Source organism: Psychrobacter sp. NPDC078929 (assembly GCF_050267985.1).
Lineage (GTDB): Bacteria > Pseudomonadota > Gammaproteobacteria > Pseudomonadales > Moraxellaceae > Psychrobacter.
Window position 1 is genome coordinate 1 of the sequence record NZ_JBNNFX010000011.1, and the last position, 22813, is coordinate 22813.

Here is a 22813-nt window from a genome sequence, read left to right on the forward strand (position 1 = left end):
GCCAGACATCTAGTAGAAAACGCTTTCGCTAAGCTAAAACAGTATAGGGCGGTTGCCACTAGATTTGATAAGCTCAAGCAGAGTTATGAAAATACAGTCGCTCTTGCTTGTGCTTATATCTGGCTCAAATTATGAATGTTCAACACGCCCTAGTATAAAGCTGCTATATATCTAGCGGACTTTGCGCCAAACTCGATAGCTGCTGACGTGAATCATCCGTCAACTGTGTCTTATCTAACTTTAAATAGGCGACTTGCTCTTTTGCCATTACGACCAGCTCGTCAACGCCATCTACTGCCAGCATCTGTCGTGACCAGTCTTGGATATTGATGTCTTTGGGAATAGTAACCGTTGTGCTCGATAGATAAGGTGGCTGAGAAATGGGAATAATGATAAGCAGTGCGGCACCCATAATAATAGCCAGTATGCCCCACGCCAACAAATTAGGCTGGCCTAATAACAGACCACCCATTGCCCCGCCTACAAATGCACCAAAGAACTGACTAGAAGAGTTAAGCCCCATCGCGGTCGCTTTATTAGCGACTGGTGCGCGCTTAGATATCCATGAGGGAATCGTCGCCTCAAGCAAGTTAAAGCCCATAAAGTACAGCAGCAAACCAAATATGATACCAACACCGACCTGACTACCAAGCGCGAGTATGGCTAAAGCGGCGGTCATTAATGCAATCGCACCCAAAAAAACCTGACGCATTTTGCGTTTCTTTTCAGCGATGATAATAAACGGTATCGCGATGGCGAAGCCAATAAACAATAGCGGCAAATAAACCATACCTTGCTGACGTACTGACAAGCCAAGTACGTCACTGAGCTGGTGCGGCAATATCACAAATATCGCCGTCATTGTTAGGTGTAGCGCAAAGATGCCGATATGTAAGCGGTTAAGATCGCCAATCTTAAGGACAGTGGCTAACTGTTGACCAATGGTTTTGTTATCCAAATTATGCTTAAGCACGCGCATAGGCGTCGGTACTACCACCAATAGCAGCATCGCCAATATAGCAAACCCTGAAGTCAACCAAAACAGTCCAGAGATACCGAGCGAGCCGACTAACAATGGACCAAAAGCAAAGGCCAGCATAATAGAGGTCGCAATCGTCAGCCCCATCGTGGCCATCGCTTTGGTACGCATTTCCTCACGCGTCACATCAGCCAATAATGCCATAAGCACAGCAGAGACCGCACCACTACCCGCCAGCGCTCGACCAATAATCACTTCGTAAATATCAGTCGCATTTGCTGCAATCATGCCGCCGACAGCGAACAGTATCAATCCCAAAAAGATAATAGGCTTACGCGGGAATTTATCAGCAGCCAAACTCATCGGTATCTGAAAGATGGCCTGCCCTAAGCCATAAATACCAACGGCCAAACCAATTAAAAACGGCGTCGCGTGTGCATAATTGTCACCATAAACAGAAAATACCGGCACAATCATAAACAAGCCAATCATACGTAAGGCAAAGATGCCACCGACTCCGAGGATTGCCCGTTTCTCTACGCTATTCATACTTGCCTCACTGGTTGATCATTGCTGGTTGCTCATTGCTATCTTTCACGACTAACACTGTGCCATACCATGATTTATCACTACTGGTTTATCAAGGCATTGGCCTATAAATCAAGCCCCCTAGTATAAGACATTCGCCGTTTGGTTGCCGAGACTTTTGTCTTACTGGTGCAGTAACGTATGCGCCCTTAACCCAAGCCATTCATATTACGAGATTATTTTGTTACCAAGTGCATCAGATGCACAGTGACACCTTGAATAATGCTGTCACCATGACAATAAAGTAAAACGTTGTCAGCACAATTAATGGCTCACTCACCATATCTACGTAACGACGAACGCTTCTATAAAATGACATTTTTGGTCAAAACCATAACAAACGATGCCTGTTACTTAACACTGATTTGATTTAGATTTGCTTAGTCCTATAAAAATCATCATAAGAACGACAAGCAACATAAAGTCAAACAATAATAGAAAATGAACAACTAGGCTGGCTTAACTTTTACCTTATCAATGTATGTACCTTTTATAACGACACTGTTCATAACGGTATTATTTATAACGATATCTTTTATAACAACACTACTTATAACAACATCATAAATTTAGAATTATTCACCTTTTAACCAGCTATTTTACTGATCTGTATTTACTTTTTGACTTGAGATATTTCCCAATCCCCTTTTAGCAAATAGGAAACCTGTAACCGATGGCACATGACCATATCGCAATACGCGGCGCACGTACTCATAATTTAAAAAACATCGATTTAGACATTCCACGAGATAAATTCGTGGTAATCACTGGCCTATCTGGCTCTGGTAAATCTTCATTGGCATTTGACACTCTGTATGCCGAAGGGCAACGTCGTTATGTCGAGAGTTTATCCGCATACGCTCGTCAGTTCCTCTCGCAAATGGAGAAACCTGATGTCGATAGTATCGAGGGTCTATCCCCTGCAATTGCTATCGAGCAGAAGTCCACCAACCATAACCCGCGCTCGACCGTCGGTACGATTACCGAAATTTATGACTATCTACGTCTGCTCTATGCACGCATCGGTACGCCATATTGCCCTGAGCACGGTGAGCCAATGGTCGCGCAGTCGGTCACTGAGATGGTCGATCAGGTCATGGCTTTGCCAGATGATACTAAGATTATGATCTTGGCACCGGTCATTCGTGAGCGTAAAGGTGAGCATACCGTCTTGCTTGAGCAGCTGATTGGACAAGGTTTTGTCCGTGTGCGCGTCGACGGTGATGTCTATGACACCGACGAGCTACCGACGTTGGATAAGAAGAAAAAACATACCATCGAAGTGGTGGTCGATCGCTTTAAAGTTCGTGATGACTTGGGCAACCGTGTCGCTGAGAGCTTAGAGACGGCGTTACGTCTAGGCCAAGGACTGGTCACGCTACACTTTATGGATGGTAATCCAAAAGAAGGCGGTGATGAAAACCAAGTGATGTCAGCCAAGCATTCATGCCCTGTCTGTGATCGCGCGGTGCCTGAGCTTGAGCCACGTATGTTTAGTTTTAACAATCCATATGGCGCATGCCCAAGCTGTGATGGTCTTGGTAAACGCCAATATTTCGCTGCTGAAAAACTGATTACTCATCATGAGAAGTCACTTAACCAAGGCGCAATCAATGGTTGGGACAAGCGTCATGCGTACTACTTTGGTTTGCTTAGCACTGTCTGTAAGCATTTCAAAATCGATATGGATGCGCCATGGCAGGATCTGTCAAAAGAGCAGCAAGATCTAATCATGCATGGCTCTGGTAAAGAAAAGCTGACCTTTAACTTTACCGATGAGCGCGGTCGCAAGACGAATAAGACGGTACCGTTTGAAGGCGTGCTTCCCTATCTAGAGCGTCGTTATGCCAAGACACAAAGTAACCTCGTCCGTGACGAGCTGGCCAAATATCTGGCTGATACTACTTGTAACGTTTGTGATGGTGCACGTCTGAATGAAATCTCACGTAATGTCCGTGTCGATGATCAGACCATTGCAGAAATCGTTAAGCTGTCTATTGGGGACGCTGCTGACTATTATAAAACGCTAAAGATTGGCGGTCACAAAGGTGAAGTCGCTGAAAAAATCTTTAAAGAGATTAATGAGCGTCTAAACTTTCTCGTCAGCGTCGGGCTTGATTATTTAACACTCGCCCGCTCTGCCGAGACGTTATCGGGCGGTGAAGCGCAGCGTATTCGTTTGGCTAGTCAAATCGGTGCTGGTCTGATGGGCGTCATGTATGTACTTGATGAGCCGTCAATCGGTCTGCATCAGCGTGACAACGATCGCTTGCTAAAAACCCTAACGCGCTTGCGTGATTTGGGTAATACGGTACTGGTCGTAGAGCATGATGAAGATGCGATTCGCCAAGCAGATCACGTCATCGATATCGGCATCGGTGCCGGTGTACATGGCGGTCATATTATCGCTCAAGGTACGGTCGATGACATCATGGCAAATAAAGAATCGCTCACTGGACAATATATGTCTGGTAAGAAGAAAATCGAGATTCCAACTGTGCGTCATAAAGCCAAAACCATCGATGTGGAAGTCAAAGGTAAGGCCAAAGCCAAAAAAGTACCGATGACCATCGAGCTAAAAGGCGCGTCAGGCAATAACCTGCACGATGTGGATTTGACCATTCCTGTTGGCATCATGACTTGTGTGACGGGTGTCTCAGGTTCGGGTAAATCAACCTTGATTAACCGTACCCTTATGCCATTGGCAGCGACTCAGTTGAATAATGCCTCAACGCTGATTGCCGATAAATTTGAAAGCATCAGCGGTCTTGAGCATTTGGACAAAATGGTCGATATCGATCAAAGTCCAATTGGTCGTACACCGCGCTCAAACCCAGCAACTTATACAGGTGTGTTTACCCCTGTGCGTGAGATGTTTGCCCAGACGCAAGAAGCGCGTGCCCGTGGCTATAAGCCTGGTCGCTTTAGTTTCAACGTGAAAGGCGGACGCTGTGAGATGTGTCAAGGTGATGGTCTTATCAAAGTTGAGATGCATTTCCTACCTGATATGTATGTGCCATGTGATACCTGTGAGGGCAAGCGCTACAACCGCGAGACCTTAGAGATTCACTATAAAGGCAAAACCATCGCTGACGTGCTTGATATGACGGTTGAAGATGCCGTTGAGTTCTTCTCAGCGATACCAGCCATCTATCGTCGCCTGCAAGCGTTGATGGATGTTGGTCTGAGCTATATCCGCTTGGGTCAGTCTGCCCCAACGCTATCAGGTGGTGAAGCACAGCGAGTCAAACTGGCGCGTGAGCTTGCCAAACGTGATACGGGACAGACGCTATATATCTTGGATGAGCCAACCACTGGTTTGCATTTCCATGATATCGATAAGCTGCTCAATATCCTGCATGCCCTACGCGATAAAGGTAATACTATCGTCGTCATCGAGCATAACTTGGATGTTATCAAAACGGCAGACTGGGTGATTGACCTAGGCCCTGAAGGCGGTAAAGGTGGCGGCATGATCATCGCTGAAGGTACGCCTGAAGAAGTGGCTGAAGTCAAAGAATCCTACACGGGCATATTCTTAAAACCGATGCTTGAACAAAGCATGAAAGAAGTCAGCTAATACCCTTAGTGATAATTGATAAAAGGCTACTCTTTATAGGGTGGCCTTTTTTATTGGCTGAAAATTGGTTGTCGTACTTAATCTACTCTATACTGCCAATTGTCCATCTTCACAATGCCTACTTACTAAGATATTGACACTTATTATGCTTGGGTCTTCAAAAATAGCTAAATCTTGAGTAAGCTTCATAGTTGTCGTACAAAAAATAGCGAAGTCATCCTCTATAGCCTCGGTTACTTCGCATGTTTGTTCTAAGCTAGGAGGTCTACTAGCACTCATTACACAGATCATATCTTTGATGTCAGTCAGATTAATCCCAGCTTTATCTAACCCTTCTAAATAATTACTCTTGAAATTAGCTTCGTTATCTTCGCTTGCGTAAATTGTTGGAAGTATATTTAGTAGTCTGTTACCGCTGAATACATGTTTCCAATCATTAAAGTCATAGCCAATCATAGAGTCGTCCTGCCTGTAAACGCTACAAACTGTAGTTACAACTGAATCTATAAAGGAGTAATAAAAGTTATAACTCTCTATGCTCATATCGTTTACAAAATCGCTTTTTGCTTGTGATGTGGTAAAAGGTATAGCAAAAGTAGGGATAGATGATAGTGTGCTCCACTTATCCCTTAAAGCATTTTCGGATTTAGTCTTGAAACTACTTATTTCATCTATGGTTGAAGGGGAAATTACAAAAGTCAGTGCTGATATAGTAGCTATTTCTTCTTGAAAGGTGCATAAACTATCAAAGCTAGCCTCATGTTCAACTAAAAAAACTATGACTTTCTGACTTTCAAGTTGCTGATCTCTATCGACTTCAGTCATATTCTTTAAATCATCTAAATTAACTATTTTAAAATCTGAATCATGAATACCGAGTTTTAAATATCTATTGGAGGCTTTATTAAACCGATCTTTACCAATATCTTGCGCTACCTTCTTAGTTATTTGACCTGTTATGACGAGCATAAATCCTTTAGGTTCTTTGTAATTAGGAATATCACTCATTATATATTTAGAAGTACTGCTCATAATAGTTAACTCTTTGTCATGTTTTGGAAAGCATGAAGGTCTATGTTAGTTTGATAGACTTAACTTCAGGAACTAACTTAAAACCACTAGGAAAGATGGCTATGCTTAGTAATAGTTTCAAACAGAATATTTTAGTTTTACAAGAAAAGGAGCAGGAATTCCAGCAAAAACATGATAAGTCAAAACTAGACTTTAATATATTCACGATCTTACGTAAGACAGGTGAAGAAGTTGGTTTACATTCTCGCTTTCTTGCTGAACTACTGAATCCCAATGCTAGTCATAAAATAGCAGATTTCCAACAACTATTCATTGAAACGGTATTAAATAATGCCATAGCGACACAAGAGTGGAATCGAGAAAAACTAGACTCAAAGGTCGTTTACAGTTGTGAAGTTGAATATAGATTCCATAACTCAAGTCATGGAATAGCAGATATTATTTTTGAAGGCAAAGACAATAAGATCAAAAAAAATGTCATTGTTATCGAAAATAAGATTTATGCCACAGATCAAAAAGACCAACTGGCAAGATATTATAAAGCTTGCCAAGAAATGGGTTATGACGATAAAAATATCTATATAGTATATTTAAATCGTTTTGGTGATGACGTATCACACTATGGCAAGGGTAGTATTAATAATGAAGACTATGGTGTAATTAGTTATAAAGAAGACATCTTTAACTTTTTGACGCTATGTAAGCAAAAGGTAGCAGATTATCCACATATAGAGCAGACTATCGAGCAATACATTAATACCGTTGCTAGAATTACAGGTCAAACAAGGAATGCGAAAATGAAGCAAGAGTATGTAGATTTTTTGGCAGACGACAATAACTTTAAGACAGTATACAAACTAAGCCAGAACTTTGAAACCATTCAAAAGAATATTCAGAATGAGATGTGGAATAGTTTATTGGCTTATTTCAATAAAAAAAATTTAAATTTCACTCTTTGTGATAATCAGTTGTCTCCCTATAGCCAAGAAAAAGCAGTAAAGCAATATTTTTCAGGTGGTGGTACGAAAGGTAAAGCTAAGGCGTATGGTCTATGCTATAAAATAACCGAAAAACACAATGTAGGAGTTTATTGTTATATTGAGTTAAACCATCGTTTATATTACAGCATAACGTTAGTAGACAAAGATGGACGTCTATCAGAATGTCCAAGCAATATGCAAGACTTCGAAGCAGCAGTTGAGAAACTACCTAAAAATTGGAAGTATCAAAATAAGAAGCAAAATTTGGGTGGGCAAGTTTACCCACCACGATCAATTAACTTTAAAAGCCCTAACGATAACTTTTTCGATATTATCAATGAGAAGAGTCGCGAAGAGTGGGTGGCCGAAACAGCGGATGATGTTATTCAGCTAATTGATGATGTAAAAAATATTAATTTCTAATAAGCATCATTTCATCTTACCACACAGTATTATCAATTTATGAAAGTCGCCTAGAGGTGCGGTTTAGCCCCGATTGTAGCGGTTATCCTTGATTAACCACTAGATTGCGGTGACTTAGCTGGGAGCAATATCAAGACAACAGGAATGCTACTGGCTATTAGTCACCGCTATAGTGGGCGACCAAGATATGAGCGGAAATCAGAATTGGCTTTCTACAAAAACCATCCTAAACAAACTCCCTCTCAACATTCATCACTCGTGCATCTACCGTACGTTCTAGCTTTTCCTCAATTTGACTACATTGCGACTCAACCTCACGTTTTGACAGTCCAACGATCACAAACGTCCATTCGCTCGCGTCATGCCGATCACGCTCCCCGCTTTCACATACCGCGATAATTGGCGTATTGCCAAAGCGCGCGTGCAAGCCGCCCATACGGTGGCGTTTCTCTTTTAACGAGCTACAGCCAGGCAATGAAAACGCCAGCGTCGAAATAGCGATATGCATTTTATGCTCCTTGCCAAAAAATTTTATAATAGCATCCAATATAATATTCGATAATGGCTGATATTGTCTGCGCGTCAGCATCCATACCCTTTATAATAGCGTATCAATACCAACCAACCTGCGTATCTCAACCATGACCTCTATCAGCTACGTAAAGCAGCAGCGCATTACTCGACTATGCGTGCGCTGCGGACTACTCCTTATGCAGTATGGCGCTGAGTCTGCCGTGGTGGTGGACTTGTCCAAGCGCTTGGGGCTTGCCTTGGGAATGAACAGCGTCGAATGTTCGCTGAACTTTAATGCTATCACCTTGACGACTATCTGTGACGAGCGTTGTATCACCACTACCAGAGACACGATCAATCAGAGTATCAATGTCAATTTATTGGTACAAATCCAGCAAATCGTCAATAAAACCGAAGCCACTGTCGATCATAATGACTTGATTGACCGCACTACCCTTGCCTTTGATGAGTTGGATAAGACCGTATATCCAACATGGTTAGTAAGCGTGTTTGTTGGCGCATCTTGTGCCGCATTTGCTTACTTGAATGGCGGCAGTTGGTCGATCACGGCGGTGACATTCATCGCGGGTATGGTAGCGATGTTTACCCGTATCTATTTATCCAAGCACCACTTTAACCCTTTTATCACCGTCATTGTAACGGCATTTATCGCTTCACTGATTGGCGCAACGACCTACTATTTTGATATTGGGAATAATGCGGATATCGCTGTTGCCTCCAGCGTATTGCTATTGGTGCCCAGCTTTCCTTTGATTAATTCTTTATCCGATATCTTAAAAGGCTATGTCAATATTGGCGTTGGGCGTGCGGTCTTTACCTATATGCTGACCTTGTCCGCGTGCGTCGGTATCGTGATGGCGCTGGTTTTACTTCGCATACAGCATTGGGGGTTTTAAAATGTGGTTTATTAAAACCGTCATACTGTCTTGTATCATCACCCTTGGCTGGACGCTGATGTTTAGCGTACCTAAACGCTATATCTTGCCGTGTTTGCTGATGACTGCCTTTGGCTTTGGACTAAAGACAGCACTCGTTTATCAACACATTCATATCGTGGTTGCTAGCTTTTTTGGGGCGATGCTTGCCAGCTTTTTGGGTGTGTACTTTTCTAAGAAATATACTCTGCCGCCAAAAGCGCTCATCTCACCCAGTGTCATCTGTATGATGCCTGGTATCGCCGCCTATAAGGCGATGGTCAGTATGGTACAGATTGGTTACTTTGGCTTTTCAGATGAGTTATTTAGCCAAATGATGGTGTATTTGTTCGAAGCTTTATTTGTCACCTCAGGATTGGTGCTCGGCTTGTCCATTCCGGGGTTGTTATTTTATAGACGTCGTCCTATTGTATAGATGATCTTAAATATCTAAATGCTAGGCTTTTCTTAATCAAACACCATTTATACTCAAGCGATTCAACACATCTTAACCATAAAAAACTTGCAAGATGGATGATAAGACCCATTACAGTAGAGTCAGAAACAGCACCAATAACAACTCAATAAAGAGACCGTATTATGACCAAACATTATGACTATATCTCTATTGGCGGCGGTAGCGGCGGCATCGCCTCACTCAACCGTGCAGCCAACTATGGCAAAAAATGCGCCATTATCGAAGCCAACCAATTGGGCGGCACGTGTGTGAATTTGGGCTGCGTTCCCAAAAAAGTGATGTGGTATGGCGCGCAAGTGGCTGAAGCCATCCATAAATATGCGCCAGACTATGGTTTCGATGTTGAGTTAAAAGGTTTTGACTTTCAAAAACTGGTACAGAGCCGCCAACAATACATCGAAAACATTCACCGCGCCTATGACAATAACTTGGCAAAAAACGGCGTCGAAGTGATCAAAGGCTTTGCCAAATTTGTCGATACCAATACCGTAGAAGTAAATGGCGAGCTGATTACCGCTGATCACATTTTGATTGCTACGGGCGGTCATCCTATTCAGCCAGACCTTAAAGGTGCAGAATACGGCATCGACTCTGACGGCTTTTTTGCGTTGAATCACTTGCCAAAACGCGTGGCGATTGTAGGTGCTGGCTATATCGCTGTCGAGATCGCAGGCGTGTTAAACAGTCTGGGTGCCGATGTGCATTTGTATGTGCGCAAACACTCGCCACTACGTACGTTTGACCATACTATCGTAGAGACTTTGCTGATAGAAATGGAACAAGCTGGCATTAAATTACACACCAATACGGTGATCAGTGAAGTCAATAAAAATGACGATGACAGCCTGGATTTGACCACCAACGATGGCGGTGAAGACTGTATCGATACTGTCGATTGCTTGATATGGGCGATTGGTCGCGCGCCATCGACAGACGGTATCAATCTGCAAGTGACAGGGGTTGAGACGACTGAGACAGGTAAAATCAAAGTCGATAAATTCCAAAACACCAATGTCGATGGTATTTATGCAGTCGGTGATATCATCGAAAACAGCGTAGATTTAACGCCTGTAGCGATTGCCGCTGGTCGCCGCTTATCTGAGCGTTTGTTTAACAATAAGCCCAATGAGCACTTAGACTATACATTGATACCGACCGTAATTTTTACTCATCCGGCTATCGGTACGATTGGGCTATCTGAAATCGACGCGGTGGAACGCTACGGCAAAGAAAACATCAAGTGTTATACCTCAAGCTTTACCGATATGTATAGCGCAGTCACTCAGCATCGTCAAAAATGCACCATGAAGCTAGTATGTTTGGGCGATGACGAAAAAGTCATTGGCCTGCACGGTATTGGCTTTGGTGTTGATGAGATGATTCAAGGCTTTGCTGTTGCGATTAAAATGGGCGCGACTAAGGCAGACTTTGATAATACCGTTGCCATTCATCCAACTGGTTCGGAAGAGTTTGTGACGATGCGTTAAGCTCACTGTTTAACGTTTCTCTTATTCTTAGCTATTATAAAAAAGGATACCATTTGAGCGTCCTTTTTTATTGTCAGTCATGACGTAAGCATATAGCTCCGTAGGTCTAAAACTGACTCATTACTTTTATATCGCCCTGATGATTACTGTATTTTTCTAATCATTATTTGTATTAAGGAATTTAAAGCAAGGCATACTGACAGCGCAATCACGATGCTGCTATCATGCATTTAATACTGACCGTTGAGAGATGACTGTGTGGCAGGTGTATTTATTTATATTACCGATTGGTCTTGGGATCATGACGTTAGCAGCAAGCTTGCTTTGTTTATTTGCTTATCTTATGTCTGATGATAATGCCACGCGCTTGCCAGCATTTAATTGGTTTAAGCGCTTAATCATCGTGGCATTTTTATTGTTGAGCATGGGTCTGTTTATGACTTTTAGATATTTTTGGGGTTAAATAAAACATCCTAGTTCTGAATGTCTTTTTACTAGACCTACATTATCAGCCAACCATTTTTTCTAGCTCTAATAGCTCTAAGTCTTCGCGCTTTGGCTCGCCATTATTGCCATCATTGGGAAACGGCATTTTATTACCATTTAACTGATACCCACGGCGCTGATAGTAAGCCAAAAGCTCAGGACGATGACTTAGGATAGACATGGTCAAACGGCTCGGCTGATTCTGTGACTGTAAGTGTCTATCTGCAAAAGTCTCAGCCGCTTGTAGGATCACGTTACCAACGCCTTTCCCTTGTAGCACAGGATGTACCGCAAACATACCGATATAAGCTTTTTTATTCGAGTCAGCATTGGTTTTAATATCGACAGCGATACAGCCAAGTATCTCACCTGTTTCCTCTGCATCACGGTCGCCCGTGGTCGTTTTTGGATAGACAAAATAATAGTGATTGGGATCATTAATCACGGCAGCAAGCTCGGCTGATGTGGTTCGAATACCACCAATCAAATCGGCCTCGTTAGTCCAACCTGCGGTCTCGCGATAGCAGCAATTCACTAGCTGCTCAAGAGCGTCAATATCATCTAATGTGGCTTCACGTAAAAATACAGAGTTTTTACTCAAGTGGTTTTCATTTATAGTGCTCTTATTTATAGTATTTTCGCTCATATTATAATTTTCCTTTTTTGTTCATGTATAAAAAAACTGGCTTAGATCCCTAAGCCAGTCTAGGGCATTTCATCAATTAGATTGTGAGGCATAAAATGAGAAAAATTGTAGATAAACAAGGAAGAAATTGCCGTTAATATGAATATATTGACAAAATTTCTGACGATGTTTAGCAAAATTTAGCCATTTTAAGACCACTAAATGTGTTCATGTTCTAATTGATGACATGCCCCAGATACTAATACTTATCCGTCTACAGTACTAGCGCGATAATACATGCGCTTGCTCAATAATATCGAGCCCTGCATTAAGCTGCGCACGTGTCGGCGCATGACCACGGCGTAATAGCTCAGAGAAGGCAACCAGCTCTTTGTCACGTCCAAGCGTACTTGCCGCACTAGCTCGTGTATCCTCTCCTTCATCATCGAAATAGTATTCTATATAATCATGCGTATCTGGCGTACCGAGTAGGATATTGTGATCTGGTGTCTCGGCATGACCGCTATAGCGTAGGCTCTTGCCATATTGCATGGTCCAAAAGAAAGGAATACGCGCCTCTAATGAGTCAACACTGTCGTCATTTAATATCGCAGCTGCTGTGACCATGCCATGCTGCAGTGCCACGCGCCAATGCTCGATACGCATGCGACCCATCTGATTGGTGGCTTTTGCAATATCACCTAGCGCATAGACGCCATCGCGCAGCTGTAGATGCGTATCGACTTGTACACCATCTGGATCGTTAACTTCGCTCAATATCTCTGTACGTGGAGACACGCCAGTACCCAATATCACGATATCGGCATCAATATGCTCGCCATTCGCCAGCGTGACACCGCCTACATTTGAAAAAGTTTGGTTATCTCCATCCTTGTCCACTTGACGGTCAACCTTAGTAATTTCATTGACGGTTGCGTCAAACACAAAGTTAACGCCTTTCTCTTCATGCAATTTAATTAAGGCATTACTCACCGTTTCAGAGACAATACTGCCCATCACACGGCTACCTTGCCCAATCACTGTGATAGAAGCTGTCGTGCCTGCTTGTGCTAATGCCGAAGCGGTCTCCATACCGATAAAACCTGTACCGATGATCACCACACGCTGGTCATGACTGGCCGCTTTAATTAATTTGGCATCACTCATGCTACGTAGCGTATATACACCATCTATCTCAGCACCTGTAATAGGTGGCAAGCTTGGTTTAGCGCCAGTGGCGACAACCAAGAAATCTGCGGTTTGTCGCTCGCTGTTGCCATCATCATCTTCGATGACGACGGTCGCTTCATTGAGTAGCACTTCGCTAACCGTTTGGTTGAGGCGTAATTCAATATTGTTGTTACTTGCCCAGTCAGCACCGCCCAACAGCAGCTTATCCTCGTCCATCTTACCTGCCAAAAATGCTTTGGATAATAAAGGTCGGTTGTAAGGAGCTTTATCATCTTTACTAATCAACGTAATCTTGCCGCCATAGCCACCCTGACGCAACTGGTCGGCCGTCATAAATCCTGCACCGCCACCACCAACGATAATGGTATGAGTATCAGTTAATTTATTATTTTCAACTTGCCCCGTTACCTGAGCTGAGGTATCGACTGTCAAATTATCACCATCATGAATCAGCTCATACTGGGTCAAGCCTTTAGTCGCTATCGGCTCTAATAGGGTGCCATCGCGACTATCAAAAGTCGCATGATGCCAAGGACAAACTACCCGATTGCCACAGCGTAATCCGTTACCCAAATCTGCACCCGCATGTGGGCATTTGCCATCGAATGCACGGAACTCATCGTCATCGCGAGTGATTAAAATGATACTATCGTCTTCTTGCTTATATGATTTCATACCACCGCTTGGGATATCCGCTTTACTGATGGTGACTGTGTTGATCGTTGCGTCGGTCATAATGCTTCCTTAACAGTTATAATGATGTCTAATGACAGCAGGTTGAAAATGACCGTAACCAACCAGACAAATTCAACTTATCCTATTATTTTTAATATGCTATGCATTGATAGTAGCAAGAGCGCCTCGCACACGATGTTTTTTTGTATGTTTGCTGCGTTGCAAAACGTAATTATGCAAATTTGCTTTCCGCACTCTTTTTACTTCTAATCATTATCAATAAACAAAATAAAAGACAACCTTATGAATTCTCAAGACAACCAAAACGAAATAACTACTACTGCTCAAGACAGTTTAGATAGCCAAGCTGTTGCTATTGATCCAACAGCTATTGATCAAAACGCTAATGAACGAACAGCCAGTGAGCAAATTGACCTAGCTCATATTGATATTGCCACTATTACAGATACTGCAAATTTGCCACAGCCAAGTTTACAGCCAATACAGCAAGCGACTTATAAAGCCAATACGACTGACTTTATCGTTAATGAGCTATTGCCGTTAGACTTCACTGGTGAAGGTGAGCATTTATGGTTGCATATCGAAAAATCAGGCATGAATACTGCTTATCTGGCGAAACTGCTGTCAGAGTGGGCAGACATTCCATTGCGTGATGTTGGCTACTCAGGCTTGAAAGACCGTCATGCGTTGACGACCCAATGGTTCAGTTTGCGTATACCAAAAAAACAATTACCGCCTACTGAGTTTGCACCAGTAGACATCGGCGAAAATGAGACTGTCACTATCCTTGCGCAGCACTGGCACAATAAAAAACTCAATCGCGGTACGCACCGTGCCAATCAGTTTGTTATTACTTTACGTGATATCCAGTTTGTGAGCGCTAGTGACGAAAATGTTGATGACGGAAGTAACGCATCACCCGAGCAACTACTATCTGCAAAAGAGGCCGTCGAGCAGCATTTAACACGCATTGGCAAAAACGGCGTACCCAATTATTTTGGTCCACAGCGTTTTGGTCGTCAGGGTAATAACGTCAGAGAGGCATTATCACTGTTTGCTCGTCCGCCGCGAGAGCCTCGCCCGCAGCCAAAAAAGAGCAAACGTAAGCGTGCCCCGCGCGAGCAAAATACGATGGAATTGTCTGCTGCACGTAGCTTGATATTTAATGAGATATTGGCAGCACGGGTACGTGATGGTAGCTGGAACACTGGCCTAGCAGGTGAAGTGTTTAATTTGGATGGTTCAGGATCAATATTTACTAGTGAGACACTAGATGATACGTTGCATGCTCGTCTTGACAGTGGCGATATTCATCCAACTGCCGTGCTATGGGGCACGGGTAACGATAAAGTCACCGGTAGCGCTGCAGATTTAGAGACCGAGGTAGTACAACACAGCCCCCTACTCATGCAACTGGCAACTGGATTAGAGCAGCGCGATATTAAGGCGCAAAGACGAGCGCTACGTCTACCGATTGAGGCGTTAAGCTGGGAATGGTCGGACGATCAGACGCTGGTATTAAACTTTACTTTGACGACGGGTAGCTTTGCCACAAGTGTGCTCGCAAGCTTGGTACAGCAATTAGCTTCTTGATTGGAGGGATTAATGAAACTGGCATCTAAATTGGACTAATCAATAGAATATCAGCCATACCGATAATACTTACACAATCTTAGCGGCATGGCTGATCGCTAATAATTAATGGCTAACGACTTTTGTAAAGCAATTGCTTACCGCCTTCTTTTTCAGCCCACATCTCATTTGCACTGACAACTTGATTGCGACCACGGTGCTTGGCTTCATATAAGGCCTTATCCGCTGTACTAATCAGACGTTGGCAGATATCACTAGGCAGCTTTTGCATTGAGGCTATTTGGCTTTCCGCGCGCTGAGTAGCAATTGGCTTGATAAGAGGTGACGTTCGAGCGACAGTCTTTTGCTGTGTGATCGTTTTATAGCCTTGCGCGATACAATCTCGCTCTTCATGAGTTAAGGTATATAGCCCAAAGCTTGCTGTCACATTAAAATCAGCCAGACCTTCAATCTTCATGACATGCTCAGCAATATTGAGGCGTAATTGCTCGGCAATCATCATAGCGCTATCATGCTTCGTGTCTGGTAGGACAATTAAAAACTCTTCGCCGCCATAGCGACTGATAATAGTCTTATCTGTTAACGACTGCGATAGCGTCTGCGAGATTTCAATCAGAACCTGATCACCTACATCGTGTCCATAATTATCGTTAATCTGTTTGAACCAGTCCAAATCTAACAGCATGACGCTTAAGTCTTGATATTCTCGCACAGTAGCCAAGGCATACTTCATCTTTTTCAGACCGTAGCGGCGGTTTTTAAGCTGAGTAAGCTCGTCTTGATTAGCATGCCTTAGAGTCTCAAACCGACTATCATCTAATACCAATAGCAAAGCACGAAACATGTAAACGATAAAAATCGCTTTTGGCAATGCTAAATATAAATGAGTCGATCGCCAAAAAAACGTGGATGAACGCTGTAGCTCGCTGATACTGTCCCAATCTAAGACGTTGTTCTCAAAAGCTAACGCAGCCACTGCATTTTCAGCAGCCATAATCTCGTTGTAAGTTAAATAATTATGGCTCTCAAGCATGGGATGGATGACAGTCAATTGGCGTAGATTAGGTAGGCTAATACCACAGTAAGGAGACATAATAGCCAATAACATCAAGATAATATGTAGCCAAAACATACGCCAAGCATAGCGGCGCTTAATTAGCATCATACCAAGCATAGCCCCGCCAACAAGCGACACGCCTGCAAACAAACTACTGTATCCTATCATCACAATGACAGTAGAAATGTAGGCGGTATATACCAAAACCAAAGCTATCTGCCATCGACTTAAAACAATTTCGTTGTCGTTGCTTGAGTGAAATAAGCCTTTGACCATGCATAAAAAGAACAGTCCGACGAAGCTAATCCCAAGCCATAATGGATATAAATAATGTATGTTCACATAGGTGTTTAACGCATCTTGCTGCCACCAGACATACAAGCACCAGAACCAATGCAATGACACTTCTAACACGATAAATAAGGCCATCAGCGATGTTCGGTCAGCAGCCTGCCACTCAAAGATCATTTGAGAGATTTTGTTGTAACCTAGATGGGATATCGATACAGCCATAGAAGGGCTACCGCAGAGAGTATAAATACATTAAAAGGTGTAAGTGCGTTGAATATATAAGCGCTAGAATCAAAGCCAAAGCATACTATTCGCTCTGAAACTTCCATATCAAGTGTTACAAGTTCTAGCCTTATTATCAATCTATTTTACGCATTTATTTCCCAATAATTTCTCTATGAATGTAATTATGTTTATGTAGCTATTTTTGGCCTTATTCATCATGATAAATAAGGCCCTATCGCTACTGAAAATAACCTTATTAGAAGCAGCTGTAAAAAGGTAAATCTCACTCACTAAGCAAGCGTTGTAAAAGACTCCCAAACCCCTTGCTGATCATCATTTAAAATAGGGACATCGCCCAAACGTCGCCAAGGCATGTTACTACCGTGAAAATCACTACCAATAGATGCCGCAAGACCATGCGCAGCGAGGCTACGATCAACCATTCTGCGAGTACTAATTGGCTCACTAGTGGCTGGTAGTTCACAAGCATCTCCGCCAAGCTGCGCAAACTCTTCGATCAATTTACGCACGCGTGTCGCTGATAGTTGATATCGCGTGGGATGTGCGAGCACCGCTTTGCCGCCGCAAGCGTGAATCAGCTCGATACCATGCTGCATCGTCAATGCCTCGATTGCTACATAAGCAGGTTTGTTATCTGCTAGGTACTTATCAAAGGCTTTTTGAACGGTTTTGACTTCACCGCGCTCAAACAATACCTGTCCAATATGGGCGCGCCCGACTGCTTGAGGGTTACCGCCTGCTTTATCGAGCACTGCTTGCCATAGCTCATCATAATTAATATCTAATAATTCACTCAATTTTTCAGCGATACGCTGACCACGAGTGGCTCGACTGTCCTGTAGTTGCTGCAGCGTTGCGTGCATTTTTTCGCGATCAGTAAAGTCCAATCCAAGTACGTGAATAATTTTATTAGTGGATTTATTCTTTCCGTAACCACCGCTTAATGTATGCTCACAGCTGATTTCAACGCCATTAATAATCTGCATATCGCAGGCACTGGCAGCGTCTCTCGCCTCGTCAATTCCTGCCAGCGTGTCATGGTCAGTCAATGCCAATACGTTGATGCCCGCTGCATGGGCACGCTGTATAACCTCGGTCGGTGGGTAGGTACCATCTGAACAAGTACTGTGGCAATGTAAGTCAATTTTCATAAGCTGAGCCTTAAAGTATTAAATAAAATAGAAGTAGAATAAAAGCTAGTGAGCAGACAGTCATTGTTACGATTATGGGCGTTGTAGTTTGTCTTGATGATTCTGTAGATTTAGCAGTTATCGTTACTGTATTCGTGTTTATATTTGGCCAGTAGCATGGTCATCAGGCGCAATGATAAAGTATTACTCTGTAGGTCGCGTATATCGCATGATTATCGTGTTGATTGCTTTTTTTTGGTGCGGTAGACGTGTAAACTACCCCATACGTTTTTGTTGGACATACCCTTTGCTATGAAAGCATTATTAGACTTTATTCCCTTAATTGCCTTTTTTATCGCGGCGCGTTATAACGGTATTTTAGCAGCGGCAGGGGCTTTGCTCGTCGCCACTATTATCGTTTACGCCATTCATTTTATTCGTCAAAAAGGTAAGTTTGATAAGCAGCAATGGGTTGTCTTATTATTAACGATTTTATTCTGCGGCGGCACATTACTGTTGCGTGATGATATTTATTTGCGCTGGAAGTCGCCCATTATCAATGGTATTTTTGCATTGACGCTATTCGTCAGTGCCGCTATTAATAAGCCATTGATGCAGCTTGCTATGAAAGAGGTATTTACCCTGACGCTTAGCGGCTGGAAAAAACTGACCGTTGCTTGGGCATTGTTTTTTGCCCTAATGGCTGTACTACATTATATCACAGCGTTCACAATGTCAGATGAAGCATGGATCAACTTTAAGACCTATGGCTGGATTCCGATTATGCTGGTGTTTGTCGTAGCTCAATTTGCCGTGTTGAAAAAGCATCTCAACCCTGCCCTAACAGACAAAGCCACTAAATAGTTTCTGTTGCCTTGTCATAGTAGCAATAACAATTTTATTGCTATGACGTTTATACTAAGCTCATCATTACTTTTTTATTATTCACTAAGGAAGTCTCATGTCTTTATTTGCCATCATTGGTCATGACGTGGCTAATAGCAGTGCACAACGTCTGATCACTCGTACTGAACATATTGAACGCTTAAAAGCACTGCACCAAGAGGGACGCCTCGTTATCGCAGGTCCAACGCCTATCGAGCATGGCAAAAGTGATATGTCAGGCAGCTTAATCATTGCGGATTTTGACTCTATCGAAGCGGCTCAAGCATGGGCAAACGATGAGCCTTATTTACGTGATGGCGTGTATAGTCATGTCGATATCAAACCATTTGTTCAAGCATTGCCAGCACCAACTGATAGCAACAATCAAGTAGCTGCATCGTGATCCAGAGAGTCTCTTTTTCACCTACCTGCTCCTACAAAAATGCCCTAATTAGTCTCATGTTAGCGACAGTCGTTTCAGCGCAGGCTGCACCCGCTGCGTCCATAACACCTGCTGTCGAGGCAACCGATCCGACAGCAATGATGCCGTTGACTGGCCCAGTAGCGGCGCGCGCTTTGCCAACGAAAAACTCAGCGCTAGATATCAATGATACCTTGGCGGCACAGCTGCAACCATCTACTAAAGCATTGTCAGCTGCCAATCAAGAACTGCTTAGCCGTAATGCACAATTGCAGCGTCAAGTGAACGACTTACAGACTCAAGTAAATGTCTTGGTCTACGAAAGTAAAGGACAGTTATTTCTATACGGTGCGTTTACCGTTCTGATCAGTCTATTAGTCGGTATTTTTGTCTCGTGGTTAGTATTTGTCCGTCGTGAGCGCTGGTAGCGTAAGCTGTGCTCGCACTGACTTGCATTACTCTACTTCGCTGTGTCTGACCAAATGTCGATATCATTGATTCGTAATAACTGATCGTTTAGCTACCGTTATTGATATTTCTAAGAAGTGCCTCATGTCTATCGCTAACTATCAAAACCCTGAACATTTAAACGTTATCACACCTGCCAAGATTGACTGGCAAATGGATGATACTGGCAATATGGTGCCAGTATCAGGTGAGTTTGGGGATGTGTATTTTTCTCATGCGGATGGTTTGGCAGAGACGCGTCATGTGTTTCTAGAGCATAATCAGTTACCAGAGCGTTTGGCACACCTGGCACCAAAGCAATGCTTTACGATTGCTGAGCTAGGCTTTGGAACTGGGCTTAATCTACTAGCAACGTGGCAATTGTGGCGACAATTACGTGAAACCAACCCGCAATTAGCAACGGCTCGTCTGCACTTTATCACTACTGAGAGGTTCCCTATACCGCTAGCAGATTTGAACCAGATACTTGCGCTATGGGGTGAGCGTGCGCCTGAGCTAATGGCATTTATTGAGCCACTTTTGGCTGCATATCCACCCCTGATTGCAGGCTGTCATCGTTTGAATTTTTCTTATGATAACTTAACCGTCGATATGTGGCTTGGTGATGCAGCGGAAAGTCTAAGCAAACTGGCATTAGACCACTTTAACCAGCATACGCCTTATATTGATGCTTGGTTTTTAGATGGTTTTGCGCCTTCTTGCAATAGTACCTTGTGGGCGGACAGTATCTTTGCACAAATGCAGCGCCTATCACGCCCTCATACGACTGCCGCTACTTATAGCTGTGCAGGTATCGTCAAGCGTGGACTAAGAGAGCATGGCTTTCAAATTAAGAAAGTCAGAGGTTTTGGTCGAAAGCGAGAAATGCTAACGGCCACTATGGCTAATGCAGAAAGTAGTGACCTTACTAGCGATAATAAAAGTTGTGATAATAAAAGCCACGAGGCAAAGCAGCAAACAACTTACAGCACATTCGATAATACTGTCGTCATTGGTGCAGGCGTCTCAGGGTTGCTCACAGCTTGGTCGCTTGCCAGTCGCGGTATTACCGTCATCTTATTAGATAAATCAGCGCCTTTGGCAGGTGCATCAGGTAATCCTAGAGCGTTACTTGCGCCCAAAATGACACCGATTCACCATGTCGATGAGCATCTGCATACCATAGGCTATCTCCATAGCAGCAGGCTATATCGAGACCTTAATCAAACAGCCGTACAGCTTAATACAGCACCGATCCTTGAACTGACTGGCGCCCTTGATTTGCTTATAAAAGCCAATATCGGTACAGAACAAATTGCCGACTATCCTGATGAGATGGCGACCACCCTATCGCATGAGCAAGCACAGGTTACTAGTGGCCTAAAAGAGCAGAACTTATCAGAGAACTTGTACTTACCGCAGTCTGGTCTGGTCAATCCACAAGCATTAAAAGACATCATACTGACTCATCCACTCATTCGCTTTCAGCAATTAGAAGTGAATAAAATCAACGAGACTGAGCAGAAAGTTCGTATCGAAGGTATCGATGAAAACCTTAACACTGTCACTATGACTGTTGATAATATCATCATTTGCGCGGCTTTTGAAAGTCATCAATTGGATCAGCGTATTTTTGATTGCCGTAAAATTCGCGGGCAGCTGTCTTGGTTTACGCCTACGGTTGAACAACTAACAAGACTGCCTAAAATACCGCTTAAATATAGTGGTTACTGTGCGCGGTTCAACGCACAGAGTGGAGATGACAAGTTAAATACAGTCGTCGCTGCCGAGCCCTATTTATTGCTCGGCGCGAGTTTTATCCGCAATGATACAAATACCGATATACGTCCTGAAGAGCATCAAATTAGCCGAGACAAGCTCATCACTGCCATTCCTGAAATGGCATCTATTATTCCGGCGGATACGAGTCTGTGGCGGGGACGAGCTGGCATTCGCACCCAAACGCCTGATTACCATCCTATCGTTGGACAATTGGCAAACAGTCAGCGGATATGGACAATGAGTGCGATGGGTGCAAAAGGTTATGCATTGGCACCTATTTGCGCTGAAGCATTGGCAGATATGATGCTAGGGTCATTTGCACCACTGTCAGAGGCAATGCTCGCACGCTTATCACCCAATCGTACACGTTTACAGACGCCGCTTGTTTAAGAATAAATGGCTCTTGTGTAAATAACAGCAACGCTCTCTACGGTTTATTCTGTCTTATGATATCTTAATTTGATGTCGACTCTAATAATGAGATATATCCTATGAGCTATCACCAAACAACCCTTACTCTACCCGCCTATGCGCGCGGCATTCATATCATTACTCCGAAGGTTGAAGAAGCGATTTCTCAGCTGTTACCTCACTCTGCCAAGGTAGGGTTGGTTCATCTGTTTTTGCTGCATACGTCAGCCAGTCTTGCGATCAATGAAAATGCCGATCCAGATGTCAGACTAGATACAGAAGATTGGCTCAATAAAATCGCACCAGAAGATCAGCCAGAGTATCGCCATACCTTAGAAGGCTCAGACGACTTGCCAGCGCATCTCAAAAGCATGATGCTTGGGGTAAGCTTGACTATACCGCTTGTGGATGGTGAGTTAGGACTGGGTACCTGGCAAGGTATTTACTTATGTGAGCATAGAAACCTGCAAGAATATGGCGGACAACGTAAGCTGGTGATTACGGTAAATACGTAATAATATACTGTAAATAAATAGCAGGTTGACCCTTGCCAATTG

At 43.3% G+C, this 22813-nt stretch carries 20 protein-coding genes; 13 read left to right on the forward strand and 7 right to left on the reverse strand.

The window, feature by feature from the left end:
- On the forward strand, window positions 1-135 hold a 135-nt coding region (locus ACQKCG_RS07670; RefSeq protein ID WP_427584962.1), incomplete at its 5' end, for a transposase.
- A gap of 28 nt (window positions 136-163) precedes the next feature.
- Here ACQKCG_RS07670 and ACQKCG_RS07675 read toward each other — a convergent pair.
- Window positions 164-1528 (reverse strand): MFS transporter, encoded by a 1365-nt coding sequence (locus ACQKCG_RS07675; protein WP_101205826.1) that lies wholly within the window; start codon window positions 1526-1528, stop codon window positions 164-166.
- 712 nt (window positions 1529-2240) lie between these two features.
- Between ACQKCG_RS07675 and uvrA the strand changes: the two genes are divergently transcribed.
- Window positions 2241-5147 (forward strand): excinuclease ABC subunit UvrA, encoded by a 2907-nt coding sequence (gene uvrA, locus ACQKCG_RS07680; protein ID WP_101205825.1) that lies wholly within the window; start codon window positions 2241-2243, stop codon window positions 5145-5147.
- An 87-nt stretch (window positions 5148-5234) separates the two neighbouring features.
- Here the strand turns inward: uvrA and ACQKCG_RS07685 are convergent, their stop codons facing one another.
- A complete protein-coding gene (locus ACQKCG_RS07685; protein ID WP_101205824.1) occupies window positions 5235-6179 on the reverse strand; it encodes a hypothetical protein in 945 nt (314 codons plus the stop codon).
- Between the two features lie 50 nt (window positions 6180-6229).
- Between ACQKCG_RS07685 and ACQKCG_RS07690 the strand changes: the two genes are divergently transcribed.
- Window positions 6230-7582, forward strand: a complete 1353-nt coding sequence (locus ACQKCG_RS07690; RefSeq protein WP_157822739.1) for a PD-(D/E)XK nuclease family protein — start codon at window positions 6230-6232, stop codon at window positions 7580-7582.
- Between the two features lie 226 nt (window positions 7583-7808).
- Here ACQKCG_RS07690 and ACQKCG_RS07695 read toward each other — a convergent pair whose 3' ends face one another.
- Window positions 7809-8090 (reverse strand): DUF503 domain-containing protein, encoded by a 282-nt coding sequence (locus ACQKCG_RS07695; RefSeq protein ID WP_101205822.1) that lies wholly within the window; start codon window positions 8088-8090, stop codon window positions 7809-7811.
- Between the two features lie 133 nt (window positions 8091-8223).
- Here ACQKCG_RS07695 and ACQKCG_RS07700 point away from each other — a divergent pair, with 133 nt between their 5' ends.
- The 4 genes from ACQKCG_RS07700 to ACQKCG_RS07715 all read left to right on the forward strand — a co-directional run bounded on the left by ACQKCG_RS07700 (window position 8224) and on the right by ACQKCG_RS07715 (window position 11458).
- Window positions 8224-9012 (forward strand): threonine/serine ThrE exporter family protein, encoded by a 789-nt coding sequence (locus ACQKCG_RS07700; RefSeq protein ID WP_101205821.1) that lies wholly within the window; start codon window positions 8224-8226, stop codon window positions 9010-9012.
- Window position 9013: 1 nt separating this feature from the next.
- Entirely contained in the window at window positions 9014-9466 is a 453-nt protein-coding gene (locus tag ACQKCG_RS07705; protein ID WP_101205820.1) for a threonine/serine exporter family protein, read from the forward strand.
- A gap of 164 nt (window positions 9467-9630) precedes the next feature.
- A complete protein-coding gene (gene gorA, locus ACQKCG_RS07710; protein WP_101205819.1) occupies window positions 9631-10995 on the forward strand; it encodes a glutathione-disulfide reductase in 1365 nt (454 codons plus the stop codon).
- A gap of 250 nt (window positions 10996-11245) precedes the next feature.
- A complete protein-coding gene (locus ACQKCG_RS07715; protein ID WP_101205818.1) occupies window positions 11246-11458 on the forward strand; it encodes a hypothetical protein in 213 nt (70 codons plus the stop codon).
- 45 nt (window positions 11459-11503) lie between these two features.
- On the opposite strand, the gene ACQKCG_RS07720 is transcribed toward ACQKCG_RS07715, so the two are convergent.
- On the reverse strand, window positions 11504-12127 hold the full coding sequence (locus tag ACQKCG_RS07720) for a GNAT family N-acetyltransferase (protein ID WP_101205817.1): 624 nt from the start codon (window positions 12125-12127) through the stop codon (window positions 11504-11506).
- 261 nt (window positions 12128-12388) lie between these two features.
- The gene (locus ACQKCG_RS07725) at window positions 12389-14032 is read right to left on the reverse strand and encodes an FAD-dependent oxidoreductase (protein WP_220455996.1); all 1644 of its coding nucleotides are present in this window, start codon (window positions 14030-14032) and stop codon (window positions 12389-12391) included.
- A 243-nt stretch (window positions 14033-14275) separates the two neighbouring features.
- On the opposite strand from ACQKCG_RS07725, the gene truD reads away from it, so the two are divergent.
- Entirely contained in the window at window positions 14276-15586 is a 1311-nt protein-coding gene (gene truD / locus ACQKCG_RS07730) for a tRNA pseudouridine(13) synthase TruD (protein WP_101205815.1), read from the forward strand.
- Between the two features lie 112 nt (window positions 15587-15698).
- On the opposite strand, the gene ACQKCG_RS07735 is transcribed toward truD, so the two are convergent.
- On the reverse strand, window positions 15699-17156 hold the full coding sequence (locus ACQKCG_RS07735) for a GGDEF domain-containing protein (RefSeq protein ID WP_101205814.1): 1458 nt from the start codon (window positions 17154-17156) through the stop codon (window positions 15699-15701).
- Between the two features lie 293 nt (window positions 17157-17449).
- Window positions 17450-18331 (reverse strand): PHP domain-containing protein, encoded by an 882-nt coding sequence (locus ACQKCG_RS07740; RefSeq protein WP_101205813.1) that lies wholly within the window; start codon window positions 18329-18331, stop codon window positions 17450-17452.
- A 291-nt stretch (window positions 18332-18622) separates the two neighbouring features.
- On the opposite strand from ACQKCG_RS07740, the gene ispZ reads away from it, so the two are divergent.
- The 5 genes from ispZ (at window position 18623) to ACQKCG_RS07765 (ending at window position 22771) form a co-directional block, all read left to right on the forward strand.
- The gene (gene ispZ, locus ACQKCG_RS07745) at window positions 18623-19174 is read left to right on the forward strand and encodes a septation protein IspZ (protein ID WP_101205812.1); all 552 of its coding nucleotides are present in this window, start codon (window positions 18623-18625) and stop codon (window positions 19172-19174) included.
- A gap of 97 nt (window positions 19175-19271) precedes the next feature.
- Complete coding sequence (locus ACQKCG_RS07750; protein ID WP_057761353.1) at window positions 19272-19598, forward strand: YciI family protein; 327 nt, start codon at window positions 19272-19274, stop codon at window positions 19596-19598.
- Between the two features lie 56 nt (window positions 19599-19654).
- A complete protein-coding gene (locus ACQKCG_RS07755; RefSeq protein WP_101205811.1) occupies window positions 19655-20044 on the forward strand; it encodes a hypothetical protein in 390 nt (129 codons plus the stop codon).
- Between the two features lie 124 nt (window positions 20045-20168).
- Complete coding sequence (mnmD, locus tag ACQKCG_RS07760; RefSeq protein ID WP_101205810.1) at window positions 20169-22235, forward strand: tRNA (5-methylaminomethyl-2-thiouridine)(34)-methyltransferase MnmD; 2067 nt, start codon at window positions 20169-20171, stop codon at window positions 22233-22235.
- A 101-nt stretch (window positions 22236-22336) separates the two neighbouring features.
- Window positions 22337-22771, forward strand: coding sequence for a secondary thiamine-phosphate synthase enzyme YjbQ (locus ACQKCG_RS07765; protein ID WP_101205809.1), 435 nt, complete (start codon window positions 22337-22339; stop codon window positions 22769-22771).
- The last annotated feature ends 42 nt before the right edge of the window (window positions 22772-22813 follow it).